The sequence below is a fragment of the Nocardia sp. NBC_01377 genome (assembly GCF_045040005.1).
GTDB classification, from domain to species: Bacteria; Actinomycetota; Actinomycetes; order Mycobacteriales; family Mycobacteriaceae; genus Nocardia; species Nocardia noduli.
Window position 1 is genome coordinate 3,848,131 of record NZ_CP109566.1, and the last position, 19,951, is coordinate 3,868,081.

The 19,951-nt window shown below is 66.5% G+C and carries 20 protein-coding genes; 5 read left to right on the plus strand and 15 right to left on the minus strand.

The genetic code is table 11. The annotated features are described in order from the left end of the window. Positions 1 to 42 precede the first annotated feature (42 nt). The 9 genes from OG225_RS17735 to OG225_RS17775 are packed head-to-tail and all read right to left on the minus strand — an operon-like array spanning position 43 to position 8,288. Positions 43 to 444, minus strand: a complete 402-nt coding sequence (locus OG225_RS17735) for a nitroreductase family deazaflavin-dependent oxidoreductase (protein WP_405183290.1) — start codon at positions 442 to 444, stop codon at positions 43 to 45. A 56-nt stretch (positions 445 to 500) separates the two neighbouring features. Beyond that, positions 501 to 1,748 carry a cytochrome P450 gene (locus tag OG225_RS17740; RefSeq protein ID WP_405182673.1) on the minus strand — a complete coding sequence of 416 codons (1,248 nt, stop codon included), beginning with the start codon at positions 1,746 to 1,748 and terminating at the stop codon, positions 501 to 503. A gap of 3 nt (positions 1,749 to 1,751) precedes the next feature. Continuing rightward, entirely contained in the window at positions 1,752 to 2,540 is a 789-nt protein-coding gene (locus OG225_RS17745; protein ID WP_405182674.1) for an SDR family NAD(P)-dependent oxidoreductase, read from the minus strand. Next, on the minus strand, positions 2,537 to 2,746 hold the full coding sequence (locus tag OG225_RS17750) for a ferredoxin (protein ID WP_405182675.1): 210 nt from the start codon (positions 2,744 to 2,746) through the stop codon (positions 2,537 to 2,539). Before OG225_RS17750 ends, OG225_RS17745 begins: the two co-directional genes overlap by 4 nt. Position 2,747: 1 nt before the next feature. Further along, positions 2,748 to 3,950: an amidohydrolase family protein gene (locus OG225_RS17755; RefSeq protein WP_405182676.1), complete on the minus strand. Its 1,203-nt coding sequence runs from the start codon at positions 3,948 to 3,950 to the stop codon at positions 2,748 to 2,750. Positions 3,951 to 3,974: 24 nt separating this feature from the next. Beyond that, entirely contained in the window at positions 3,975 to 5,444 is a 1,470-nt protein-coding gene (locus tag OG225_RS17760) for an aldehyde dehydrogenase family protein (protein WP_405182677.1), read from the minus strand. Then, positions 5,438 to 6,658: a thiolase family protein gene (locus OG225_RS17765; RefSeq protein WP_405182678.1), complete on the minus strand. Its 1,221-nt coding sequence runs from the start codon at positions 6,656 to 6,658 to the stop codon at positions 5,438 to 5,440. Before OG225_RS17765 ends, OG225_RS17760 begins: the two co-directional genes overlap by 7 nt. After that, entirely contained in the window at positions 6,655 to 7,080 is a 426-nt protein-coding gene (locus tag OG225_RS17770) for a Zn-ribbon domain-containing OB-fold protein (protein WP_405182679.1), read from the minus strand. Before OG225_RS17770 ends, OG225_RS17765 begins: the two co-directional genes overlap by 4 nt. Next, on the minus strand, positions 7,077 to 8,288 hold the full coding sequence (locus OG225_RS17775; RefSeq protein ID WP_405182680.1) for a CaiB/BaiF CoA transferase family protein: 1,212 nt from the start codon (positions 8,286 to 8,288) through the stop codon (positions 7,077 to 7,079). Before OG225_RS17775 ends, OG225_RS17770 begins: the two co-directional genes overlap by 4 nt. A 577-nt stretch (positions 8,289 to 8,865) precedes the next feature. Between OG225_RS17775 and OG225_RS17780 the strand changes: the two genes are divergently transcribed. The 3 genes from OG225_RS17780 (at position 8,866) to OG225_RS17790 (ending at position 10,821) form a co-directional block, all read left to right on the plus strand. Beyond that, positions 8,866 to 9,198 carry a hypothetical protein gene (locus OG225_RS17780; protein ID WP_405183291.1) on the plus strand — a complete coding sequence of 111 codons (333 nt, stop codon included), beginning with the start codon at positions 8,866 to 8,868 and terminating at the stop codon, positions 9,196 to 9,198. After that, positions 9,195 to 10,274, plus strand: a complete 1,080-nt coding sequence (locus tag OG225_RS17785; RefSeq protein WP_405182681.1) for a phosphotransferase family protein — start codon at positions 9,195 to 9,197, stop codon at positions 10,272 to 10,274. The genes OG225_RS17780 and OG225_RS17785 overlap by 4 nt, the downstream gene beginning before the upstream one ends. Before the next feature lie 241 nt (positions 10,275 to 10,515). Further along, positions 10,516 to 10,821 (plus strand): hypothetical protein, encoded by a 306-nt coding sequence (locus OG225_RS17790; protein ID WP_405182682.1) that lies wholly within the window; start codon positions 10,516 to 10,518, stop codon positions 10,819 to 10,821. Between the two features lie 118 nt (positions 10,822 to 10,939). Here the strand turns inward: OG225_RS17790 and OG225_RS17795 are convergent, their stop codons facing one another. Continuing rightward, positions 10,940 to 12,865, minus strand: coding sequence for a CocE/NonD family hydrolase (locus OG225_RS17795; protein ID WP_405182683.1), 1,926 nt, complete (start codon positions 12,863 to 12,865; stop codon positions 10,940 to 10,942). Positions 12,866 to 13,175: 310 nt separating this feature from the next. Here OG225_RS17795 and OG225_RS17800 point away from each other — a divergent pair, with 310 nt between their 5' ends. Beyond that, positions 13,176 to 13,910 carry a TetR/AcrR family transcriptional regulator gene (locus OG225_RS17800; RefSeq protein WP_405182684.1) on the plus strand — a complete coding sequence of 245 codons (735 nt, stop codon included), beginning with the start codon at positions 13,176 to 13,178 and terminating at the stop codon, positions 13,908 to 13,910. Positions 13,911 to 14,189: 279 nt separating this feature from the next. After that, the gene (locus tag OG225_RS17805; RefSeq protein ID WP_405182685.1) at positions 14,190 to 14,399 is read left to right on the plus strand and encodes a hypothetical protein; all 210 of its coding nucleotides are present in this window, start codon (positions 14,190 to 14,192) and stop codon (positions 14,397 to 14,399) included. Between the two features lie 285 nt (positions 14,400 to 14,684). On the opposite strand, the gene OG225_RS17810 is transcribed toward OG225_RS17805, so the two are convergent. From OG225_RS17810 to OG225_RS17830, 5 genes are all read right to left on the minus strand, one after another. Next, positions 14,685 to 15,323 carry a TetR/AcrR family transcriptional regulator gene (locus OG225_RS17810; protein ID WP_405182686.1) on the minus strand — a complete coding sequence of 213 codons (639 nt, stop codon included), beginning with the start codon at positions 15,321 to 15,323 and terminating at the stop codon, positions 14,685 to 14,687. Between the two features lie 139 nt (positions 15,324 to 15,462). Then, a complete protein-coding gene (gene fabG / locus OG225_RS17815; protein WP_405182687.1) occupies positions 15,463 to 16,209 on the minus strand; it encodes a 3-oxoacyl-ACP reductase FabG in 747 nt (248 codons plus the stop codon). Between the two features lie 40 nt (positions 16,210 to 16,249). Beyond that, positions 16,250 to 17,413 (minus strand): acyl-CoA dehydrogenase family protein, encoded by a 1,164-nt coding sequence (locus tag OG225_RS17820; RefSeq protein ID WP_405182688.1) that lies wholly within the window; start codon positions 17,411 to 17,413, stop codon positions 16,250 to 16,252. A 43-nt stretch (positions 17,414 to 17,456) separates the two neighbouring features. After that, a complete protein-coding gene (locus OG225_RS17825; protein ID WP_405182689.1) occupies positions 17,457 to 18,653 on the minus strand; it encodes an acyl-CoA dehydrogenase family protein in 1,197 nt (398 codons plus the stop codon). Positions 18,654 to 18,686: 33 nt separating this feature from the next. Continuing rightward, complete coding sequence (locus OG225_RS17830) at positions 18,687 to 19,895, minus strand: CaiB/BaiF CoA transferase family protein (protein ID WP_405182690.1); 1,209 nt, start codon at positions 19,893 to 19,895, stop codon at positions 18,687 to 18,689. Positions 19,896 to 19,951: the final 56 nt, after the last annotated feature.

Sequence of the window (19,951 nt, forward strand, 5' to 3'; positions counted from 1 at the left end):
GTCGCCGACCGGGAAGTGCGACTCCCCGATGGGCGACCCGTCTCACCGGGGTGTGAGCACGACGACCGGTATGACCCGGTCGGTGCGCGATTGGTACACGTCGTAATTCGGCCAACTCTCGGTGACGATCCCCCACAATCGCGACCGCTCGGCTTCCGACGCCGTTCGGCCGATCACCGGAATGCGCTGATCCTTGACCTGCACCTCGGCCTCCGGATTCGCGCGGAGGTTCAGATACCACGCGGGGTGCTGCGGCGCGCCGCCCATCGATGCCACGACGAGGAAGTCCGCGCCGTCGCGGGCGAAGATCAGTGCCGAGGTCCTGGGCTGATTCGTCTTACGGCCCACGGTGCTCAGCAGCAGCGTGGTCACGCCGTTCCATTCGTACCCGACCTGACCGTCGGTCTCGCGATATCGCGCCACATGGGCATCGCCGACCAACATCAGATCGGGAGCCTGATAGCTCGGTTCGCTCATATCCGCCTTCTCCTTGTCCGGCGCTATCCGAAGATCACGGGAATCTCGGTGGCGCCACGCTCGTACATGCCGATGAACCGCGGTGCGTCCGCATCCGGATCGAGGCGGAGATTCGGGAGTCGGTCCAGCAGGGCGTTAATTCCGGTACGTATCTCCGCTCGCGCGACATGCATACCCAGACACGTGTGCACTCCCCCTCCGAACGTCAACGCGGGCTGGAGCGGACGGTCGATATCGAATACGTCGGGGTTCTCCCAACGCGCCGGATCACGGTTCGCCGCACCGAGACACAGGTGCAACACAGACCCCTCAGGGAGGTGCGTACCGGCGAATTCGACATCGCGACTGACGAAACGCGAGAACATCGGATCGGTCGGCGTCCATCGGAACGCCTCCTCGATCGCGGGATTGAGCAACCCGCGGTCGTCCCGAACCGCCGCCAACACCTCCGGTCGTTCCAGCAGCGCCGTCAATACGATGCCCATCTGCTTCCAGGTCGTTCCCGAACCGGCGGTGAGCAGCAACACCGAGAACGAGTAGATCTCGGCGTCCGAGAGACGTTGCTTGACACCGTCCTCGTTGACGATTTCCGCCGCGACCAGCACGCTGATCAGATCGTCCTGCGGCGATTCGCGCCGTGCCGCCACGATCGGCTCCAGAATGCTCACGATCTCGTGCGGTCGATTCATCGCCTCGCGGATATCGAGGGCTTTCTCGACCGAGACGCCGAAACTGCTGGCGATCGTCAACACCGGGATCGCGGCGCAGAAATCCACGTTCAACTCGGCCCGGCCCTCGTCGACGAAACTGTCGATGAGCAGTGTGACGCATTCTTCGATCCAGTTCCGGATCCACCATCCGGCGTTCTTGGGCATGAACGACGGCTGGACCAGAGCACGATATCGCCGGTGCTGCTGACCCCCCATCGACAGCATGCTGTTGAGCGCGCTCAGGTTGCCGTTCTCCAGATCGACCGGAACCAGCGATGACGCGAACGTCTCGTTGTCCCGGAACGCACTGGAACAGGCCTCGTAGCTGAAGGCCGAGAAGTGCGGCCGGTCAGGGTGGGGCAGGCCCTGGAAGAACGCGGGCCCGGCATAGCCGGTCAGCTCGTGCACGACGCCGGGATGCACCGCCGCACGCGAACGCAGGTCGTGCCAGACAGGATTCGGATCCTCTTCGTATCCGCCGCCCATCTTGGCGTTGTACGCCGCGCGCAGATCGAACAGTTCCCGAACTCGATCACGATCGAGGAGATGTTTGGTAGTCACCGATCACCTCGCCACGTAGCCGCCGTCGACCGGCAGTAGCACGCCGGTGACGTTGGCAGCACGGTCCGACACCAAGTACACGGCGGCTTCGGCGCAGTCCTCGGCGGTGATCGCCCGCCCGAGCGGGTGCATCTGCGCGGTCTGCTCGGCCGCTCGCGCGACATCTTCCGGGCTCTCGCCCATCCCGCCCGCGGCCATGAATTTCGTGTACGGCATACCGGCCGGGCAGATGGCGTTGGCGCGGATGCCGAACGGGGCGCCCTCGATGGCGACGGCCTTGGTGAGCTGATGTACCGCACCCTTGGTGGCCCCGTACACCGATCCGCCCCAGGCCACGAGACCCGCGACCGAACCGGTGTTCAGGATGACCCCGCCGGTACCCTGCCGCTTGAACTGCAGAACGGCCTGCTTGCAGCCGTGGAACACACCGCCGAGGTTGACCGCGACGAGGCGCTGGAAATCCTCGACCGTATGGTCCTCGAGCTTGACACCGAAGCGGGGGGTCGGGATTCCCACGTTGTTGAAGATGATGTCCAGTCGGCCGAGTTGTTCGACCGCGGCCGCGATCGCGGCCTCGACCTCGTCTTCGCGCGATACGTCGCATCCGATGGCGAACGCAGTTCCGCCCGCCGCCTCGATCCGGCTCGCGGTCTCCTTGGCCGCGTCGAGTCGGATATCGGCGACCACCACGCTGGCGCCTTCTTCCGCGAAGCGCAGCGCCGTGGCGGCGCCGACGCCCGATCCGCCGCCCATGACGACGGCGTTCTTATCGTTGAGCAGCACGCCGCTCACGCTCCTTGCTTGTCTATGACGAGTTCCAATGCCGCTGCCGGACATGCCTCCACCGCGATGCGGACCGCTTCGACCCGGTCGGTCGGGGCATCGAGGAGGACAACCTTGGCCTCGTCGTCCTGGGTGAATGTGCCGGGTGCGTACATCGCGCACATGCCGCTGCCTATGCAGATCTCTCGGTCCGCGTCGACCGACCAATTCGACATGTCAGGCCTTGGTGATCGTGGGGGGCTCGGCGGGCGTGAAGCGGAACAGCTTCTCGGCGTTGCCGCGCAGGATCTTGTACTGAGTAGCCTCCGGCAGGTGCGCGATCTGCTTGCGCGCCACCTCGATGCAGTTCGGCCACGTGGAATCCGAATGCGGGTAATCGGTTTCGATCATGATGTTGTCCTCGCCGATGAGGTCGATCGCCGCGATGCCGGCCGTATCCTCGATGAAGCACCCGAAGACGTGGTCACGGAACCGCTGGCGCAGATCGATGTCCATCGGGATCTCACTGGCGGCGTGGCCCTCGTACTCGACACCGCGGGCCGCCCAGAAGCGCTGCTTGGTGTAGACCTGCTCGGCGCGCTCCAAGAAGTACGGAATCCATCCGATATTGCCCTCGGACAAGGCGATCTTCAGGGTCGGCAACTTGGCGAAGTAGTCACTGAACAGCCACTGCAACATGGTTCCCGCGGTGCGGCTGGCGCCCCAGGCGAGATTCGCCATGAACGGCGCGTCCGTGGCGATATTGGGCAGCGTCGATGACGAGCCGACATGCATGCAGATGACGAGTTCGTTGTCCGCGGCCGCCGCCATGACCGGATCCCAGTACCTGCTGGCGTCGTTGATCGTCGGCAGACCCAGCGGCTCCGGATTCTCCGAGAACGCCACGCCGCGCGCGCCCATCGCCGCGACCCGCTCGATCTCTTTGACGGCCAACTGCGGATCCCACAGCGGCATGATCGCCAACGGGATGTACCGGCCGGGGGCCGAGCCGCACCATTCCTCGATCATCCAGTCGTTGTAGACCTGCAGACACCGCAGGGCCAGTTCCTTGTCCTCGGCCTCGTAGAAGATCTGACCGCAGAACCGAGGGAACGATGGGAAGGCAAGCGAGGCAAGGATTCCCGCCTCGTTCATATCCTCGACGCGCGCCAGCGGGTCGTAGCATCCCGGTCGCATCTCCGAGTAGGTGACCGGCTTCGGGCTGAACTCCTCGGCGCTCTTACCGGCGACCGCGCTCAACCCGTTGGTCGGCACGGCCTTGTTCTCGTAGACCCACACTTCGTTGTCGCCCTCGCGGACCAGACGCGGCGCCCGGTCGCGATCCTTCTGCGCGATGCGGTCCTGCCACACGTTCGGCGGCTCCAGCACATGGTCGTCGACGGAGATGAGCCAGTTCAGATCGATTTCGGTTGATGTCATCACATTTCCTCTCTCGGAATGGGCTTACTTCAACTCGCCGATGGCGAGATGTTTGACTTCCTGGAACGCTCGGATGCCATCCGGGCCGCGCTCGCGGCCGAGGCCGCTCTGCTTGTAGCCCCCGCTGGGCGCGTAGGCGCTGAACACGCTGGCGTTCACATTCACCGCGCCGGTCCGCAGCCGACGCGCGATCGCGGTCGCCGCCGCGACGTCCTGGCCGTAGACCTGGGCGGACAGACCGTAGGGACTGTCGTTGGCGATCCGCACGGCGTCATCGAGGTCGCGGTATCCGAGCACCGAGATGACGGGGCCGAAGATCTCCTCCTGCGCCGCGGGATTGGCGTTGTCGGGCAGGTCGAGGACGGTCGGTTCGAAGTAGTACCCGTGTTCCTGGTTCTCGGGGCGACGACCGCCGTGCACGACCTTACCGCCGTGCTGCTCGGCGAGCGCGACGAAGCGCTCGCAGCGTTCGCGCTGGGCGGCACTGATCACCGGGCCCATCGTCGCGGCGGGGTCGGTGGGTGCGCCGACGACGACCGCCGAATACGCCTGTGCCACCGCCTCGAGCACTTGGTCCTTGTGCTCTGCGGGCACCAGCATCCGTGTCGCCGCGATACAGGCCTGCCCGGCCGTCGCTGCGATCACGCCGACCGCTCCGGCCGCGACTTTCGTGACGGCGTCGGGCAGGTAGATCTGCGCCGATTTACCGCCCAGTTCGAGAGCGACGACCTTCACCGTGGACGCGGCCTGCGCCAGGATCATCTTGCCGACGACCGTCGAACCGGTGAAGGAGACCATATCGACGGCGGGGTGGGTGGTGAGCAGTTCGGCCCCCGCCGACCCGTGTTCGACGACCACGCTGAGCACTCCGGGCGGCAGCCCCGCCACGTCCGCCGCGGCGCCGAGCACCAGCGACGAGATCGGGGTGAGCGGGCTGGGGCGCAGGATCACGGAATTCCCCGCCATCAGCGCGGGGATGATCTTCTGCAACGCCATGATGATGGCCGCGTTGTACGGCGTGATCGCCGCGACCACACCCACCGGCTCGTAACGGCGGATGCTCAACGCGACCCGGTTGCGCACCAATTCGTCGACGGGCACCGGATTCATTTCCTCGACCGGCATCGACAGGTACAGATCGATGGTCGCGCGGGCCATCGCCACGCTGGAGACGATCTGCGCGAACTCCGCGAAGAAGCGCGGCTGCCCGGCCTCGGCGACGATCGTGGCGCTCAACTCGGCCCGCGACGCCTCTAGGTGATCGAGGAAGGTGTGCAGAACCGCCGCGCGCTCCCGGGGAGCCCGGTCGGCCCACACGCCCTCGTCGAAGCTGCGCCGTGCCTCCAGCACCGCTCGCTCGACCTCGCTGGTCGGCGTGACGAAGATATCGGCGACATGTGACTCGTCGGCGGGATTGTCCACGCCGAAGACTTCGTCACCCTCCACCCAACTACCTGCTACGTAAGAGCGTTGTTCGGCGATGATCGCTACCACGACTCGTCTCCCTCCTGCCGCCGAGCGGCGTTCTCAGAACTCAAGGCCACCGCGCCGCCGAAATGCGGCGAGGAATGGCAGGCGACGCCGACGGTCGCCTCGGGACGCTGACGGTCACCGGCACGGCCCGCCAACTGGAGATAGCATTCGAGCAACTGGGGAATGCCGTGCATACGGCCGTTCCCCAACGCTCCGCCGCCCGACAGCACAGGCAGCCCGCCGGGCTTGTCACTGTCGATACCGCCGCCGCGGACGAATCGGTGAGCTTCCCCTGTCGGACAGAAACCCAGGGCCTCCAGCCAGAAGTAGACGAACGGCGAGAAGCCGTCGTATACCTGCGGCAGGTCGACGTCGGCGGGCCGGAGCCCCGTCCGCTCCCACAGTCGGCGCGCCGTTTCACGGCCACCGGCCATGATGTCGTCCAGCGGCCAGTGCAGCGGAAGCCGGTGCGGCGGGGGCGGGCTCATCGCGCACCCCGTGACGTAGACGGGCTTGTTCGGCAGGTCCTTCGCGCGTTCGGCGGACGTGAGGACGAACGCCGCGACACCGTCAACCGGTATGTCGGCGTCGAAGCGGCAGATCGGATCGTTGATCATCGGCGACTCGAGGTATTCCGCCGCCGTCAGCGGACGATCCCGCCAATACGACCACGGAATACGCGCCCCGTTCTTGCGCGCCTCGACGACCACCTCCGCCATGGACTCGCGATCGGCACCGTAGCGCTGGAGGTATTCGTTGTAGGGCAGGGAGATCATGGCCAGCGGCCCGAAGAAGCCCTGTGGCGCGGTCCACTGATCGTTACCCGCCGCACGAGTCATCGGGTTGCCGTGATACCGGCCGGGAGGATTGTGCAGAGCACGATGCAGTACGACGTAGTCGGCGGAGCCACTGGCGATCGCGTTCACCGCGAGCGCCATCGTGCCCGGTATCTGACCGATGCCCTGGAAACTCGAGACATAGCGGGGACTCGCGCCGATATGCGCGGCCATCCACTCGGCGGTGACCGAACTGATGCCGTCCTGCACCCGGTGCGCGCCCGCGGTGGGAAACAGTGCGGAAGTGACGAATCCGTCGACCGCGCTCGTCGCGAGCCCGGCGTCGGCGATCGCCGCGCGCGCCACGTCGATGGCGAGCGCTCCCAGCGACCGCTCGGCGTGTTTGACGACCGCACTGTGGCTGTAGCCGACGACGGCCACGCCGGCTCCCCGGCTCATTCCGCACCCGCCAGGGTGAACGCCGGGATCGCGACGTCGGAGCCGAGATCCTCGAAAGCCACCCGCACCGGGTCACCGATCCGCAGGCGCGCCCGCGGCCCGTCGAGCAGCCTGCCGATCATCCGCAGTTCCGTCTGTTCGGCCAATTCGACATCGACGAGCACGAAGGGGATGTCGTCGGCGAACCCGGGCAGGAACGATTGCCGGATGACCGTCCAGGACCGCACGAACCCGTCGCCGCTCAGCGATTCGAAGGTGAATGCCGGATCGGTGGAACCGCAGTGCGGACAGACCTCGTCGGGTGGGACGGCGAAACGCAGACATCGCGCACAACGCGCGGCCACCAAGGTGTGGCGCGCGCTGGCCGCCCAGTACGGCGCCGATCGCGCATCGGGGGCGGGCACCGGCCGCTGCTGGGTCACGGAATCGCTCCCGCGTCCTTGAGCTCGATGATCTGATCCCAGGTGTAGCCCAGTTCGAGCAGCAGGGTCTCGGTGTGCTCGCTGTGCTCCGGCGCCCGCCGGACGATCGGGGGCTTTTCGTCGAACTGCACGGGAACGGTGGGCAGCGAATACGTAGGTCCTTCGGAGTCGGCGACCTCGCTGATATATCCGTTGGCCAGGACCTGCGGGTCATCGATCAGTTCCTCGATGGCCTGTATCGGTGCCCACGGGGCATCGAAGCCAGCCAGCAGATCCTTCCACTCCGTGAACGTGCGCCGCTCGAACTCCGCTTCGAGGATCTCCACGCAGGCGTCGCGGTTCTCCGCGCGCGCCTTGATGTCGGCGAAGCGCGGATCATCGATGAGATCGAGGCGCTCCATCAAACGGCAGAAGTCGGCCCAGTGCCGGTCCGGCTGTAAGAAGACGAGTTGGATGTGCCGCGCGTCCTTGGTCCGGTAGGTACCGACGAGCGGGTTGACCGCACCGCCGCGCCCGGACACTCCGCGCGGCTTCCCCCCCGCGAGAGCGGAGAGGATATCGGAGGACAGCGTCCACATCGCGGTGGCGAGCAGGGACACATCGACCACCGAACCCTTGCCGGTGCGCTCGCGTCGCAGCAGCGCGGTGGACAACCCGAATGCCAGGGCCATCGCGCCGTTGCGGTCCCCCATCGCACCGCGGGGCGAAGGGGGGTATTCGGCCTCGGGCGGCGTGAGGACATGCGCCATACCGCCTTGCGCCCAGAATGCCGACGAGTCGTAGCCGGGGCGGTCCGCATCCGGTCCGCGCGTTCCGTAGCCGTGCCCCCGGCCGTAGACGAGACGAGGGAAACGGGCGGTGAGCTGCTCGGCATCGAGTCCGAGCCGCCGCAGCGCGCCGGGCCGCAGGCTGGTGAGGAAGACATCCGCGGTTTCCAGCAGCTGGTCCAATATCTCGCGTCCGCGCGCAGTGCGCAGATCCAGCGCGATCGAGCGCTTGCCGCGATTGGCCAGCGCCAGTGACAGATTCACCCCGCCGCTGTCGGTGCCGATCCCCTGCGTCGCCAGACCCCGATAGGGGTCGCCGTCGGGGTGTTCGACCCGAACGACGTCGGCACCCCAGTCGGCCAGCAGGGCGCCTGCCACCGGGACGAACACCCACTGGGCGAGTTCGACGACCCGTATTCCGGCAAACGCGTCGTTGTCCACCGAGTACCTCCAATGGTGTTGCCAAAATTACACTGGTTCGAATAGTAGAATGCCACTATACCCAAAATCAACACCTGGTTTCACCTGTCGGGTCGATGATCCGGGCGACTCGCCGCCTCGCGGAACACCGGCAGTCGACCGAAGTCCGGACCGCTCGCGGCGCGATGCGGGGGCCGAATCATGCCTTCGAGGTGCGAATACTCAGATTTCGGCCGACGCAGGCGATTCCGCCGCCGATACAGGTCGACCCGCGCTCGGCAATCGGGGAACACGCCCTTGCCCAATAGTGACACAAGACCTAGAGTCTAATTCTAGCTATCAGCGAAGTGGTGATCCACTGTCGGGAAAGCCTGAATCCACGGCGGCTCAACGCCCGAAGGCGACCGTGTTCGCGAACGCGGCGACCTCTGCCCGCGGTCCATCCGGGCCGGTTGGGCGACCGCGAGGGTGAGTCGTCGTGTCGTTGCGAGATCGGAGACAACCCATGCCCCACGCGAAGCCCGAGGATCTGCCCGCCGGCGGCGGCGGGCGCTGGCCGAACGTGTCGACCGCCTTCCGTTCCGAGCAGTGGGGCGACATGGAGGTCGGCTTCACGACCGTAGAGGCCCCGCTCGACTGCACCGAACTGTACCGCGTCGGCGGTATGCCCGGCGGGGTCTGCACCTGCCCGCACTACGGCTACATCTTCACCGGCAGCATCCGAGCGGTGTATCCGAACACCGGCATACCCGACGAGACCGCCACAGCGGGCGAGGCGTACTTCTTCCCCGCCGGGCACGTCCTCATCTACGACGAGCCGACCACGGCGCTCGAGCTCAATCCCGCGGCCGCCCTGAAGACGTGCATGGACGTCATGGAGCGGATAATCGCCGCCTCTATCCCGACGCAGGCCGAAACGGACCCGGCGTGAATTCCGATTCGCCCGAGCGCATGACCGCGATCGTGCCGGAGAGTCTGGACGAAGCCCTGTCCGCGACGTGGCTCACCGCGGCACTGCGTCCGAACTACCCCGGCATCGACGTCACGGCGGTCCATCGCGGTCCGGTCGTCGATCGGGTCTCGACCAACGCGCGTTTCGGAATCGAATGCGCGGGAGGCGTACCCGCGGGACTGCCGCGAGATCTGTGCGTCAAGGGCTATTTCAACGACCTCGGTCGCGGAGCACGGCGAGCCTGCGCGCCCGAAGCCTATTTCTACCGCGATCTGGCCGCCGCGACCGGAGTCCGGACCCTGCGCAGTGTCTACGCCGATGTCGATCCGGCCAGCGAGCACGGCGTCGTCATCACCGAGGACGTGCACGCGCGAGGCGGGAGGTTTCTCGATGTCACCAGCCCGTACACACCGGAGCAGACCGCCGCGAGTCTCGGCGAATTCGCCACACTCCACGCCGCGACCTGGACCGCCCCCGAATACGAGCGGCTGTCGTGGCTGGCGCCGCGCCTGGCCCACCTGCACGCCACGCGCGGCATGGCGGAGATCGCCGCCAATTTCGACGGCCCGATCGGTGCGGAAGTCCCGATCGAAGTCCGCGACGCGCGACGACTCTACGACACGTACCGGGCCCTCGTGAGCGCGGAAGCGGCCTCGACCGCGCCGAGTTGCGTCATCCACGGCGACGCCCATATGGGCAACCTCTACCTCGACGGCGACGGCCGTCCGGCGCTGCTCGACTGGCAACTCGTCCAGCGCGGCCACTGGTACCTCGACGTCGGCTACCACATCGCCTCGACCCTCACTGTGGAAGACCGTCGGCACTCCGAACGCGACTTGCTCCGGCACTATCTGGACACCCTCGCCGCACACGGCGTCCAATCCCCGCCGTGGGACGCCGCGTGGCAGGCGATCAGCCGAGGGATTCTGCACGGCTTCTACCTCTGGGGTATCACGGTGCAGGTCGCGCCGGAGGTCACCACCGAGCTGCTGCGCAGGCTCGGCACCGCCGCCGCCGACCACGGCGCGTACGAGACGGTGGCGGCCGGATGGTGATCGCGGTACCACTCCCTCCGCGCGGAGGTTCGGATACCACCAATACCGTACCTATTACAGTATCTACGCGCACAAGATTCCCGAAGAACCGGCAGGACATGGCCGCAGGACAACGTCGAACGACGAGACCGCGGTACGAACGCGGCTCGCCGAACGCGGGTGAGATCGTGGACCGCGCCCTCGACCGGCGCGCACACGCCCCTCGGAACATACCCTCGACGACACGAACGAAGGACGCATCGTGACCATCAAGAACGGCACTCGCCTACGCAGCCAGGTCTGCACGACCGAGGTGATCGTCATCCGTACCTCGGCCGATGACCTCGACCTCCGGATCGGGGGCGTGCCGGTCGTGCCGATCGACGGCGCGGTCGACACCGATGCCGTGCTCGACCGGGAATTCGCGGACGGCAACGCGGTCGGCAAGCGCTACACCGACGGCGATGGCCTCGAAGTCCTGGTCACCAAGGCCGGGAGCGGATCCCTGAGTGTTGGCGCAGTCCTGTTGCGGCTCAAGAGCGCTCAGCCGCTGCCCGCGAGCGACTGACGCTGTCCCCGGCCGCCGCGGATCACCCCGCCCGGCCATCATTTCGCTCGAAGGACAGCGGTCGGATGATCCGCGGTGGCCGGGGACGGCGATAATCCTCCGCCGTCCCCGCGCTCGATCATCCCCAGTTCCGCGGAACGGCGTATCCCGAGCTCGTCGGAGTGGCGTCGCTGGGCACCGTCGAGTATCGCCGGTACGGCAGCAGTGGCAGATGCAGAGCGCTCGGATAGCGGTCGTCACGCCAGATCTCGTAGACGCCTCCACCGAGAGTCGCCGCCTGTGTCGCCGTCGACAGGCAACCGATCGGCGCGCCCAATCCCACGGCCGCCCCGCACGCCGCGGGATCGGGTTGCGTGGCCAGCGTCAGTCGTATCCGATGGCCCTCCGCGACAGCAAAGAGTGCCGGTTGCAGTGCCACGTCATAGCGGACGACCTCGCCCGCCGGCTTGTAGTCGTCCGAGCGAAGCGAGGGATACGGACGGATGATCGCGCCGTTCGCGCTCGTCCACGATCGGGACGCGTCGAGGTCGCTCAGACTCGCGAGCAGGGAACCGTGGGTGATCTCGGTGGCGCTTCCGTCGGCGGCGACATCCGACATCGTCGCCACGAGACGCAGATTCGTGGTGGACGACGCCGCATACACGGTGACCGATATCGGACCGGCGATCGTCGCGCCTTCGCGCAGCGGCTCCGACAGATAGCTCCGCGACGTACCGGCATCGCTCGGCGGTCCCCAGGCGAGTCGATCCACACCGCCCTCGGACGGCGTCGCGGCCAACGTCGCGTTTCCCAGACGGTAGGAGGTGTAGTCGTCGGTGAACGGATAGTTCGACAGATTCACGTAGCGATCCCCGCCGCGTTCGTAGGCATGGATCGGCGTGGTCGTGGTGTCGTCGATCCCGGTGTCCTTTCCTTTCAACCAATGGTCGAAGAACTGGAGTTGCACACCAGGATCGTTCAGACAGCAGCCGTGCGCGCCGGGGCCGATCATGAGCTGGTAGCGCCCCGTCGCCCGTTGCCCCGGCAGCATCGGCCCGAACTGGTCACGGCCCGCCCACGCGTTCTGCAGTTGTCCGTAGAGATCCAGCGCACCGATGAATCCGCCTTCCTGCCAGCCCACGTAGATCAGAGCGCGAGCCCCCGACTTCACGATGTCACCCGCCTGGTCGGCGATCTTGCGGTCCTGCCAGAACTGCCGCTCGTAGGCGGAGTCGCCGCCGAGGAAGATGTCGGGGCCGATCGAATGCGTCGCACGCTGCCAACTGTCGGGGGTGGCAGGCCACCGGGTGGCATCCTGCACGACCTTCGCGCTCAACATGGCGGACACCGGCGCCGGGATTCCGTTGTCGAAGGCCGTATCGCGGTACATCCCGCCGGTGATGCACCCCGGCACCATCGCCTTCACCGGCTGGTCCGCGCCGTAACGCCGTCCGAGTTCGGCGGCGGTGACCAGTTGCGAGATCCCCATCGCCGAGCAGCCGAACAGGCCGACCTGCCCGGAGGATTCGGGAATGTTCGCCGCTTTCGAGGCCCACAGCGCGATCGCGGCGCCGTCGCGGGCGTCACGCGGTCCGAACATCCCCCATTCATCGCCTTCGGACAGACCGGTGCCGCGCTGATCGGACTGGACGACGATGTAGCCGCGTTTGGCGAAGTAGTCGCCCGGACACGGGCCGACGACCGAGCGAGCCGCCCCGAGCAGGCCCGGCAGTGACTCGAGCGGCGCGATGACACTGTCGTCACAGACGGGCGCATTGGATGTCACGCCCACGGTGGTCGAGTAGGGCGTCTGCGTGAGCAGTACCGGGAACGGCCCGCGCGCCCGCGCTCCGGTCATCGGGTCCGTCGGGTAGACGATCTGTACCCGCAGCTTCACACCGTCGTCCATCGGCACCATCTCGACCGGATCGACCGCTGCCGCGTAGGTCGCGGGCTCCGGCGCCCACCAGCCGCCCGGGTACGCCGTCGTATCCGCTCCGGCGGACGGCGGCACCACCGCGCACATCGCCAGAACCAGAACGACACCGACCATTCGAGTACGCACGAGGACCTCCGCCCCTGACCGCCCACGCGGCCACTCCGCCTGCACCAACAGCTGGACAATAGTCCGATTCTCACACCATGAGAAGTGGAGTTCTAGACACTGGGGGAAGACACCGACTACGACCGCGCAAACAGGTAGAATTCACTACGGTATGGCATACGGTTTCCACAACCGGTATCGCCCGCCACGACGGTCTGCCGCATGACTGGAAGCAAATACGGTATCGTATACTGTTGTTCAGCTCCAGATCGGGACGGGCAGGCGACCATCGCGAGTGCGGCCCGTGCGCCAGCAACCGGAAGGATCTCCCGTGTCCGTCGAGCATGCCGACCTCACCCCGCCACCACGCACCCGCCGTCGTCGCGGCTCGCTGAACGCCGACGATATCCTCGACGGCGCGTTCGCGCTCGCCTCGGGATCGTCACTCGAGGGTCTGACGATGCCGGGGCTCGCCGCGCACATGAAGGTGGGAGTCACCAGTATCTACTGGTACTTCCGTCGCAAAGAGGACCTGCTCGACGCGATGACCGATCGCGCGCTGGAGCGCTACAGCGGCGAACTTCCCGCGGTCACGGTGAAGCACTGGGACAAGACACTCCGTGAGCACGGGCGCGCGATGCGACGACTGCTGCGCGACGATCCCGTACTGTGCGACCTGGTGGTCATGCGCACCGCCGCCTACGGCGCGTCCAGCAGTCAGAAGATGATGGAGCAGATCGAATCGGTCCTGTCGACGCTGATCGATGTCGGCTTCCGTCCCGATGACGCGCTGAACACCTACCTGTCCATCGCGCTGCACACCCGCGGACTCGCGATGCTCGAGCGTCAGCAGGACATCGACCGCGAATCCGATATCCGCGTGCCCGGTTTCGAGGACAAGGAAAAGCTGCCCATACTGGTCAAACTGTTGAAACAGGGCCACGGACTCGGCGCGAACGAGAAGACCTTCGAGTACGGACTCACCATCGCCATAGAGCAGGCGAAACTCGTGCTCGCGAAAACCGAGCGAGCCGCGATCGCGCGCCGAGAGCGCCGCGGCAGATAAATCTTCGAGTCCCCGCGCCCGCCGGCAAGATACCTCCCGGCGGGCGCCGCCGACTTCGCGCCACCGCACCGAACCGCGGCGGGCGGGTCGAGCGCCGCGTACTCGCTCGCTTCCACCTTTCCCTTTCGACCCGCCTGCACTCCGATGTCCGTTCCGAGCGATAACCATCGGTTGTCGCGCCGGTTGTTGGACTAATCGTGGCCGAGGTCACAGGGTGGAACAAAGGCCGTGTAGCCGGTTCACCCGGCACGCTTCACCAGAGGTGGGAAGGAGATGCGCGTGAGTGTATGGGCGATCCGGTGTCCCTGCGGACTCGAACTCGTCGCCGACGACGAGAAAGCACTCCTCGACCTGGTCACCGCGCATCTCGGCGAGCGACACCCGCAGCTGGTCGGGGCCTACGAGGACGAGGACATCTTGTCCATCGCCTACCGCAAACCGTCGAGCCCAGCGGTGCCCGGCAGCACTCGGGCGCAACTCTTTTCGTAGGAGGAATACCGTGAGCACGGCTGTCGCCGAATTCGTCGATGCCTCGTTCGGTAAGGTCGGCTACACCGACAGCGCCGACGAGATCCCTATCCCCTACTACGAAAACATCCCGCTTCGATAGCGGGCTCTCGCGCAGGCGCTACTCCGGCGCGAGCGAGTCGAGGGTGCCCGCCGACTGCCCGGTTGCGGTCGGCGGCCGAATTCCCGGCGAAGGGGCGTGTGCAGCGGCCGCAGACCGCAACGGCCCGACCCGTCACAGGCGTCGGCCATCTCCGAGAATTCCGGTCAGTCGAGAGAACACCTCGTTCGCGAATCGGTGGCGTCCAGTCCGAGGGAGTTCGCCCAGAGCAGCGTCAGCTGCTCCACCGCCGTGTCGAGGTCGTAGGAGCCGCCACCGACGAACATCGTCTCGGCGAAGCGGGCCACCATACCGCCGAGAGCCATCGCCGCGTACCGCTTGTCGATCCTGGAATCGGCCAGCCCATCAGCCTGCAACCGCGCGATCGCCGATTCCAGGCGCACACCCAGATAGTCATCACGCTTCGTACGCACCCGCCGCACGTCCTCGTCATAACGGCTGACCTCCTCGATCACCCGCATGATCCTGGCCTCACGACGATAGGCGAGCAGATACGAACGATTGGCAGCCCGGATCCGGCCGATCGCACCACCTTTGACGGCGCCGTCCTGCGCGATGTCATCCATCGACACCAAACGCACCTCGACCTCCTCGGCGATCTCGCGGAACAGCGACTCCTTGGAATCGAAATAGTGATAGAACGACCCGTGCGACACATCCGCCTCGGCCGCGATGTCGGTGATCCTGGCCTGCAGGAACCCGTCACGCTCGAAAACCGCCTTACCCGCCTCGAGCAGACGAGCACGAGTACGGCGACCCTTCGCCGACCGCGGCCCGGCATCCATCGAAACCTCTCCTCTCCGACGCGCGGCTGCGAATACACCGCACCGCAGCGTAACCACAGACCCGACGATCACCGCACACCGAGGCACACCGGTCCCCGCTGCGCCGGAGCAGGACCGCCAGGGGCAGGCCGACCCGAGTTCACATGAATCGGCCGCCGGTCACCTCGAGCACCGTACCGGTCATATACGAGGACAGATCCGAGGCCAGGAACAGCGCGACCGAAGCGATCTCGGACGGATCGCCGACACGCTGCATCGGAATCCCGGCCACCTTCTCTTCCCACACCTTCTGCGGCATCGCCTCGGTCATCGCCGTGCGGATCAACCCCGGCTGAATCGCGTTTACCCGGACACCGTGATGGGCCATCTCCTTGGCCGCGGCCTTGGTCATGCCCACGATTCCCGCCTTAGCGGCGGAATAGTTCGTCTGCCCCGCCATACCCACCTTGCCCGAGATCGAGGACAGGTTCACGATCGCGCCGGACTTGGCCTCGCGCATGATCGCGGCGGCCTTGCGGACTCCGTTCCATGTGCCTTTCAGGTGTACCGCGATCACCTGGTCGAACTGGTCCTCGGTCATCGTGCGCATCGTCGCGTCGCGGGTGATGCCCGCGTTGTTGACCACCACGTCCAGGGTTCCGAATGTGTCGACGGCTGCCGCCAGCATTCCGTCCACATCCGCGGATTTGCTGACATCGCATCCGACGCCGATGGCGACTCCGGGACCGCCGAGCTTCTCGGCGGCGACGGCGGCCAGTCCGGCGTCGAGATCGCCGATCACCACGCGCGCGCCTTCGGCCACGAAGAGTTCGGCTATCGCGTAGCCGATGCCCTGCGCGGCGCCGGTGATGACAGCGGTGCGGTCGGTCAGAAGTGGACGGGTCACATCGAACTCCATTCGGAATGTGCCGGAGAGGCAGGACGGGTCAGTTGGATTTCTGGTGGGCGCGCACAAGTCCACCGCCGATGATCAGGCGCTGAATCTCACTGGTGCCCTCGTAGAGGCGCAGCAGCCGAACTTCGCGGTAGATGCGCTCGACCGGAACGTCGCGCATATAGCCGGTGCCGCCGTGGATCTGCACGGCCAGATCGGCGACGGTCCCTGCCATCTCCGTGCAGTAGAGCTTGGCCACCGAGGGGGCGATGCGCCGATCCGAGCCACTGACGTACTGGGCGGCGGCGTCGCGGACCAGCGCGCGCCCGGCCATCACCCCGGTCTGTTGGTCCGCGATCATCGCCTGCACCAACTGGAAGTCGCCGATCGGGGTGCCGCCCTGGGTCGCCGAGGCCGCGTAGGCCACCGATTCATCGAGTGCGCGTTGGGCCGATCCGACCGCGAGCGCCGCGATGTGCACACGTCCTCGCGCCAATGAGTTCATCGCCGCGCGATAGCCGACGTCCTCGCTGCCGCCGACGAGCGCCGCGCCGGGCACCCGCACCGCGTCGAAGGTGATATCCGCGGTCCAGGCACCTTCCTGGCCCATCTTCTTGTCCTTCGGGCCGACCGTGAGACCCGCGGTGTCGGCGGGGACCAGGAACACCGCGATGCCGGGGCCGGAGGCGTCCGCGGGCCGGGTGCGGGCGAAGACGACGAACAGATTCGCCCACGGCGCGTTGGTGATGAACCGCTTCTGCCCGTCGATCACCCAGTCGTCACCGTCGCGTACCGCCTTGGTGTGCAGCCCCGCCGGATTCGATCCCGCTCCGGGTTCGGTCAACGCGAAGGACGCGACCACATCACCGGAGGCGATCGGCTCGAGCCAGCGCTGCTTCTGTTCGTCGGTGCCGAAATTGACCAGTACCTGACCGGCGATGCCGTTGTTGGTCCCGAACATCGACCGCAACGCCAGCGACGTGTAGCCGAACTCCATCGCGAGTTCGACGTCCTGGGTCAGGTCAAGTCCCAGCCCGCCCCACCGCTGCGGAATCGCGTAGCCGAACAGCCCCATCTCGGCGACCTGCTTGCGAATATCCTCGGGCACCGCGTCGGTGTCGAGGATCTCCTGTTCGCGCGGCACCACCCGGGTCCGGACGAACCGGCGTACCTGGGCCAGGATGGGCGCGAAGTCTTCGGAACTCACTTCCGACATGGGATGGCGTCACTTTCTTCGTGGGCGAACGGATTCCGGTGTGTCAGCGCGGCAGCGCGTAATCCTCAAGCAGCCTGCGGCCGACGATCATGCGCTGGATATCGGCCGTGCCCTCACCGATCAGCAACATCGGTGCCTCGCGATACAGCCGCTCGATCTCGAATTCCTTGGCGAAGCCATAGCCGCCGTGGATACGGAAGGAGTCCTCGACGACGTCGCGGCAGTATTCGGAGGCGAGGTATTTCGCCATACCCGCCTCGAGGTCGTTGCGATTGCCCGCGTCCTTGATCCGCGCCGCGCGCACCACCATCTGGTGTGCGGCCTCGACTTTCGTACCCATCTCGGCCAACCGGAACAGCACCGCCTGGTGGTCGGCGATCTTCTTGCCGAAGGTCCGGCGCTGCTGGGCGTAGGAGATGCCGAGTTCGAAGGCGCGGGTGGCGACGCCGACGGCGCGGGCGGCCACATTCACGCGGCCGACCTCGACGCCGTCCATCATCTGATAGAAGCCCCGGCCCGGCACACCACCGAGAATTCGGTCCGCGCCGACCCGGTGATCGTCGAAGAGGAGTTCGGTGGTGTCGACCCCCTTGTACCCCATCTTCTCGATCTTGCCGGGCACGGTGACGCCCGGCGCGGTCTCGCCGAATCCGCACTCCTTGTCGATCAGGAAGGTGGTCAGATTCCGATGCGGTTTGTCGTAGCCCTCGGGGGTGCGCACCAGAACCGCGACCAGATTGGCCGAACCGCCGTTGGTCACCCACATCTTCTGGCCGCTGATGCTGTAGCCGTCGTCGCGGGGAGTCGCGGTGGTCGTGATGGCGCTGACGTCCGAGCCGAGCGCGGGTTCGGACATCGAGAACGCGCCGCGCACCTCGCCGGTCGCCATCTTCGGCAGGTAGTGCCGCTTCTGGTCCTCGGTGCCGTGCTGGAGCAGCAGGTACGCGACGATGAAATGGGTATTGATGATGCCGCTCACGCTCATCCAGCCGCGTGAGATCTCCTCGACGGCCAGCGCGTAGGTCAGCAGCGATTCACCGAGTCCGCCGAATTCCTCCGGGATGGTGAGTCCGAAGATGCCCAGCTTCTTCATCTGCTCGACGATTTCGGCCGGGTATTCGTCGGCGTGTTCGAGTTCGGTCGCGACCGGCAGGATCTGCTCGTCGACGAATCTGCGCACGGCGTCGAGGATGTCGCGTTGGACATCGGTGAGTCCTTCTGTCGCACAGAGTTTGGGCATGGTTCCTCCAGTGCTGCCCCGGGCCGGCACGCGTTACGCGTCCACCGGCGATGTCGTGGATGTCGCGCTCACACCGAATTCCGCCAGGATCGCCGCGGTGTGTTCGCCGAGGGCGGGCACGGGATTCAACAGCTGCGGCCACCCGGCTCCGATGAACGCGGGCAGCAGCGAACGCACCGGGCCGACCGGAGAGTCGACCTCGCGCCAGCGTCCGCGTTCGACGAGTTGGGGATGGTCGACGACGTCGAGCACCCGGTGGTATTCCGCGTTCCCGATGCCCGCGGCGTCGGCGCGCGCGCAGATCTCGTCCAGATCGAGTGTCTCGGTCCATTCGGCGATCGCGGAGTCCAATTCCGCGCGGTGGTCGCAGCGCAGCGGATTGGTGGCGTACGCGGGATTCACGGCCAGGTCGGGACGGTCGAGCAGCACGGTCGAAAGACGTTGCCACTCCGCGTCGTTGGTGGTTCCGAGGACTACCGTTCGGCCGTCGCGGGTCGGGTAGGCGCCATAGGGGGAGACCACAGGCGAACTCAACCCGTTGGGGGGCCGTTCGGCGCCGGTGTAGGCGGCGTGCAGCAGACCGAATCCGAGCAGGTCGGCTACCGAATCGAACAAACTCGTCTCGATCGCGACGCCCTTGCCCGAACGGTGGCGCGCGTTGAGCGCGGCCAGGATCGCGACGGCCGCTTGCAGGCCCGCGCCCACGTCGGCGATCGGGATACCCGGTTTCGCGGGTGCGTCTTCGGTGCCGGTGGCGGCGCAGGAACCGGCCTCGGCCTGGACCAGCAGGTCGTAGGCTCGTCGATTGTCCAGCGGTCCGCCGGTGCCGTACCCGGAGATGTCGACCGCGACCACCGAAGGCCGCAGGGCCACGACGGTCGCGGCATCGATACCCAGACCGCGCGCCACGCCGGGCGCGAGATTCTGCACCACGACATCGGCGTGATCCAGCAGCGCTTCCAGCACCGTCTCCGCTTCCGGAGCCTTGAAGTCGACGACGATCGATTCCTTGTTGCGGTTCACCCAGACGAAATGCGTGCCCATGCCGTTGGCCACATCGTCGTAGTCACGCGCGAAGTCCCCGGTTCGCGGTCGTTCGACCTTGATCACGCGCGCCCCGAGATCGGCCAGCAATCTGGTGCAGTAGGGCGCCGCCACGGCCTGTTCGAACGAGACCACGACGATACCGTTCAACGGCGCGGCCGCGCGTGAGCCTTCTACTCCCTCGGCACCCCTGTGCATACAACCTCCCGGAATCCCTGCGGCGTCGGTCCCCATCGTGGCAAACTGTAATCTTG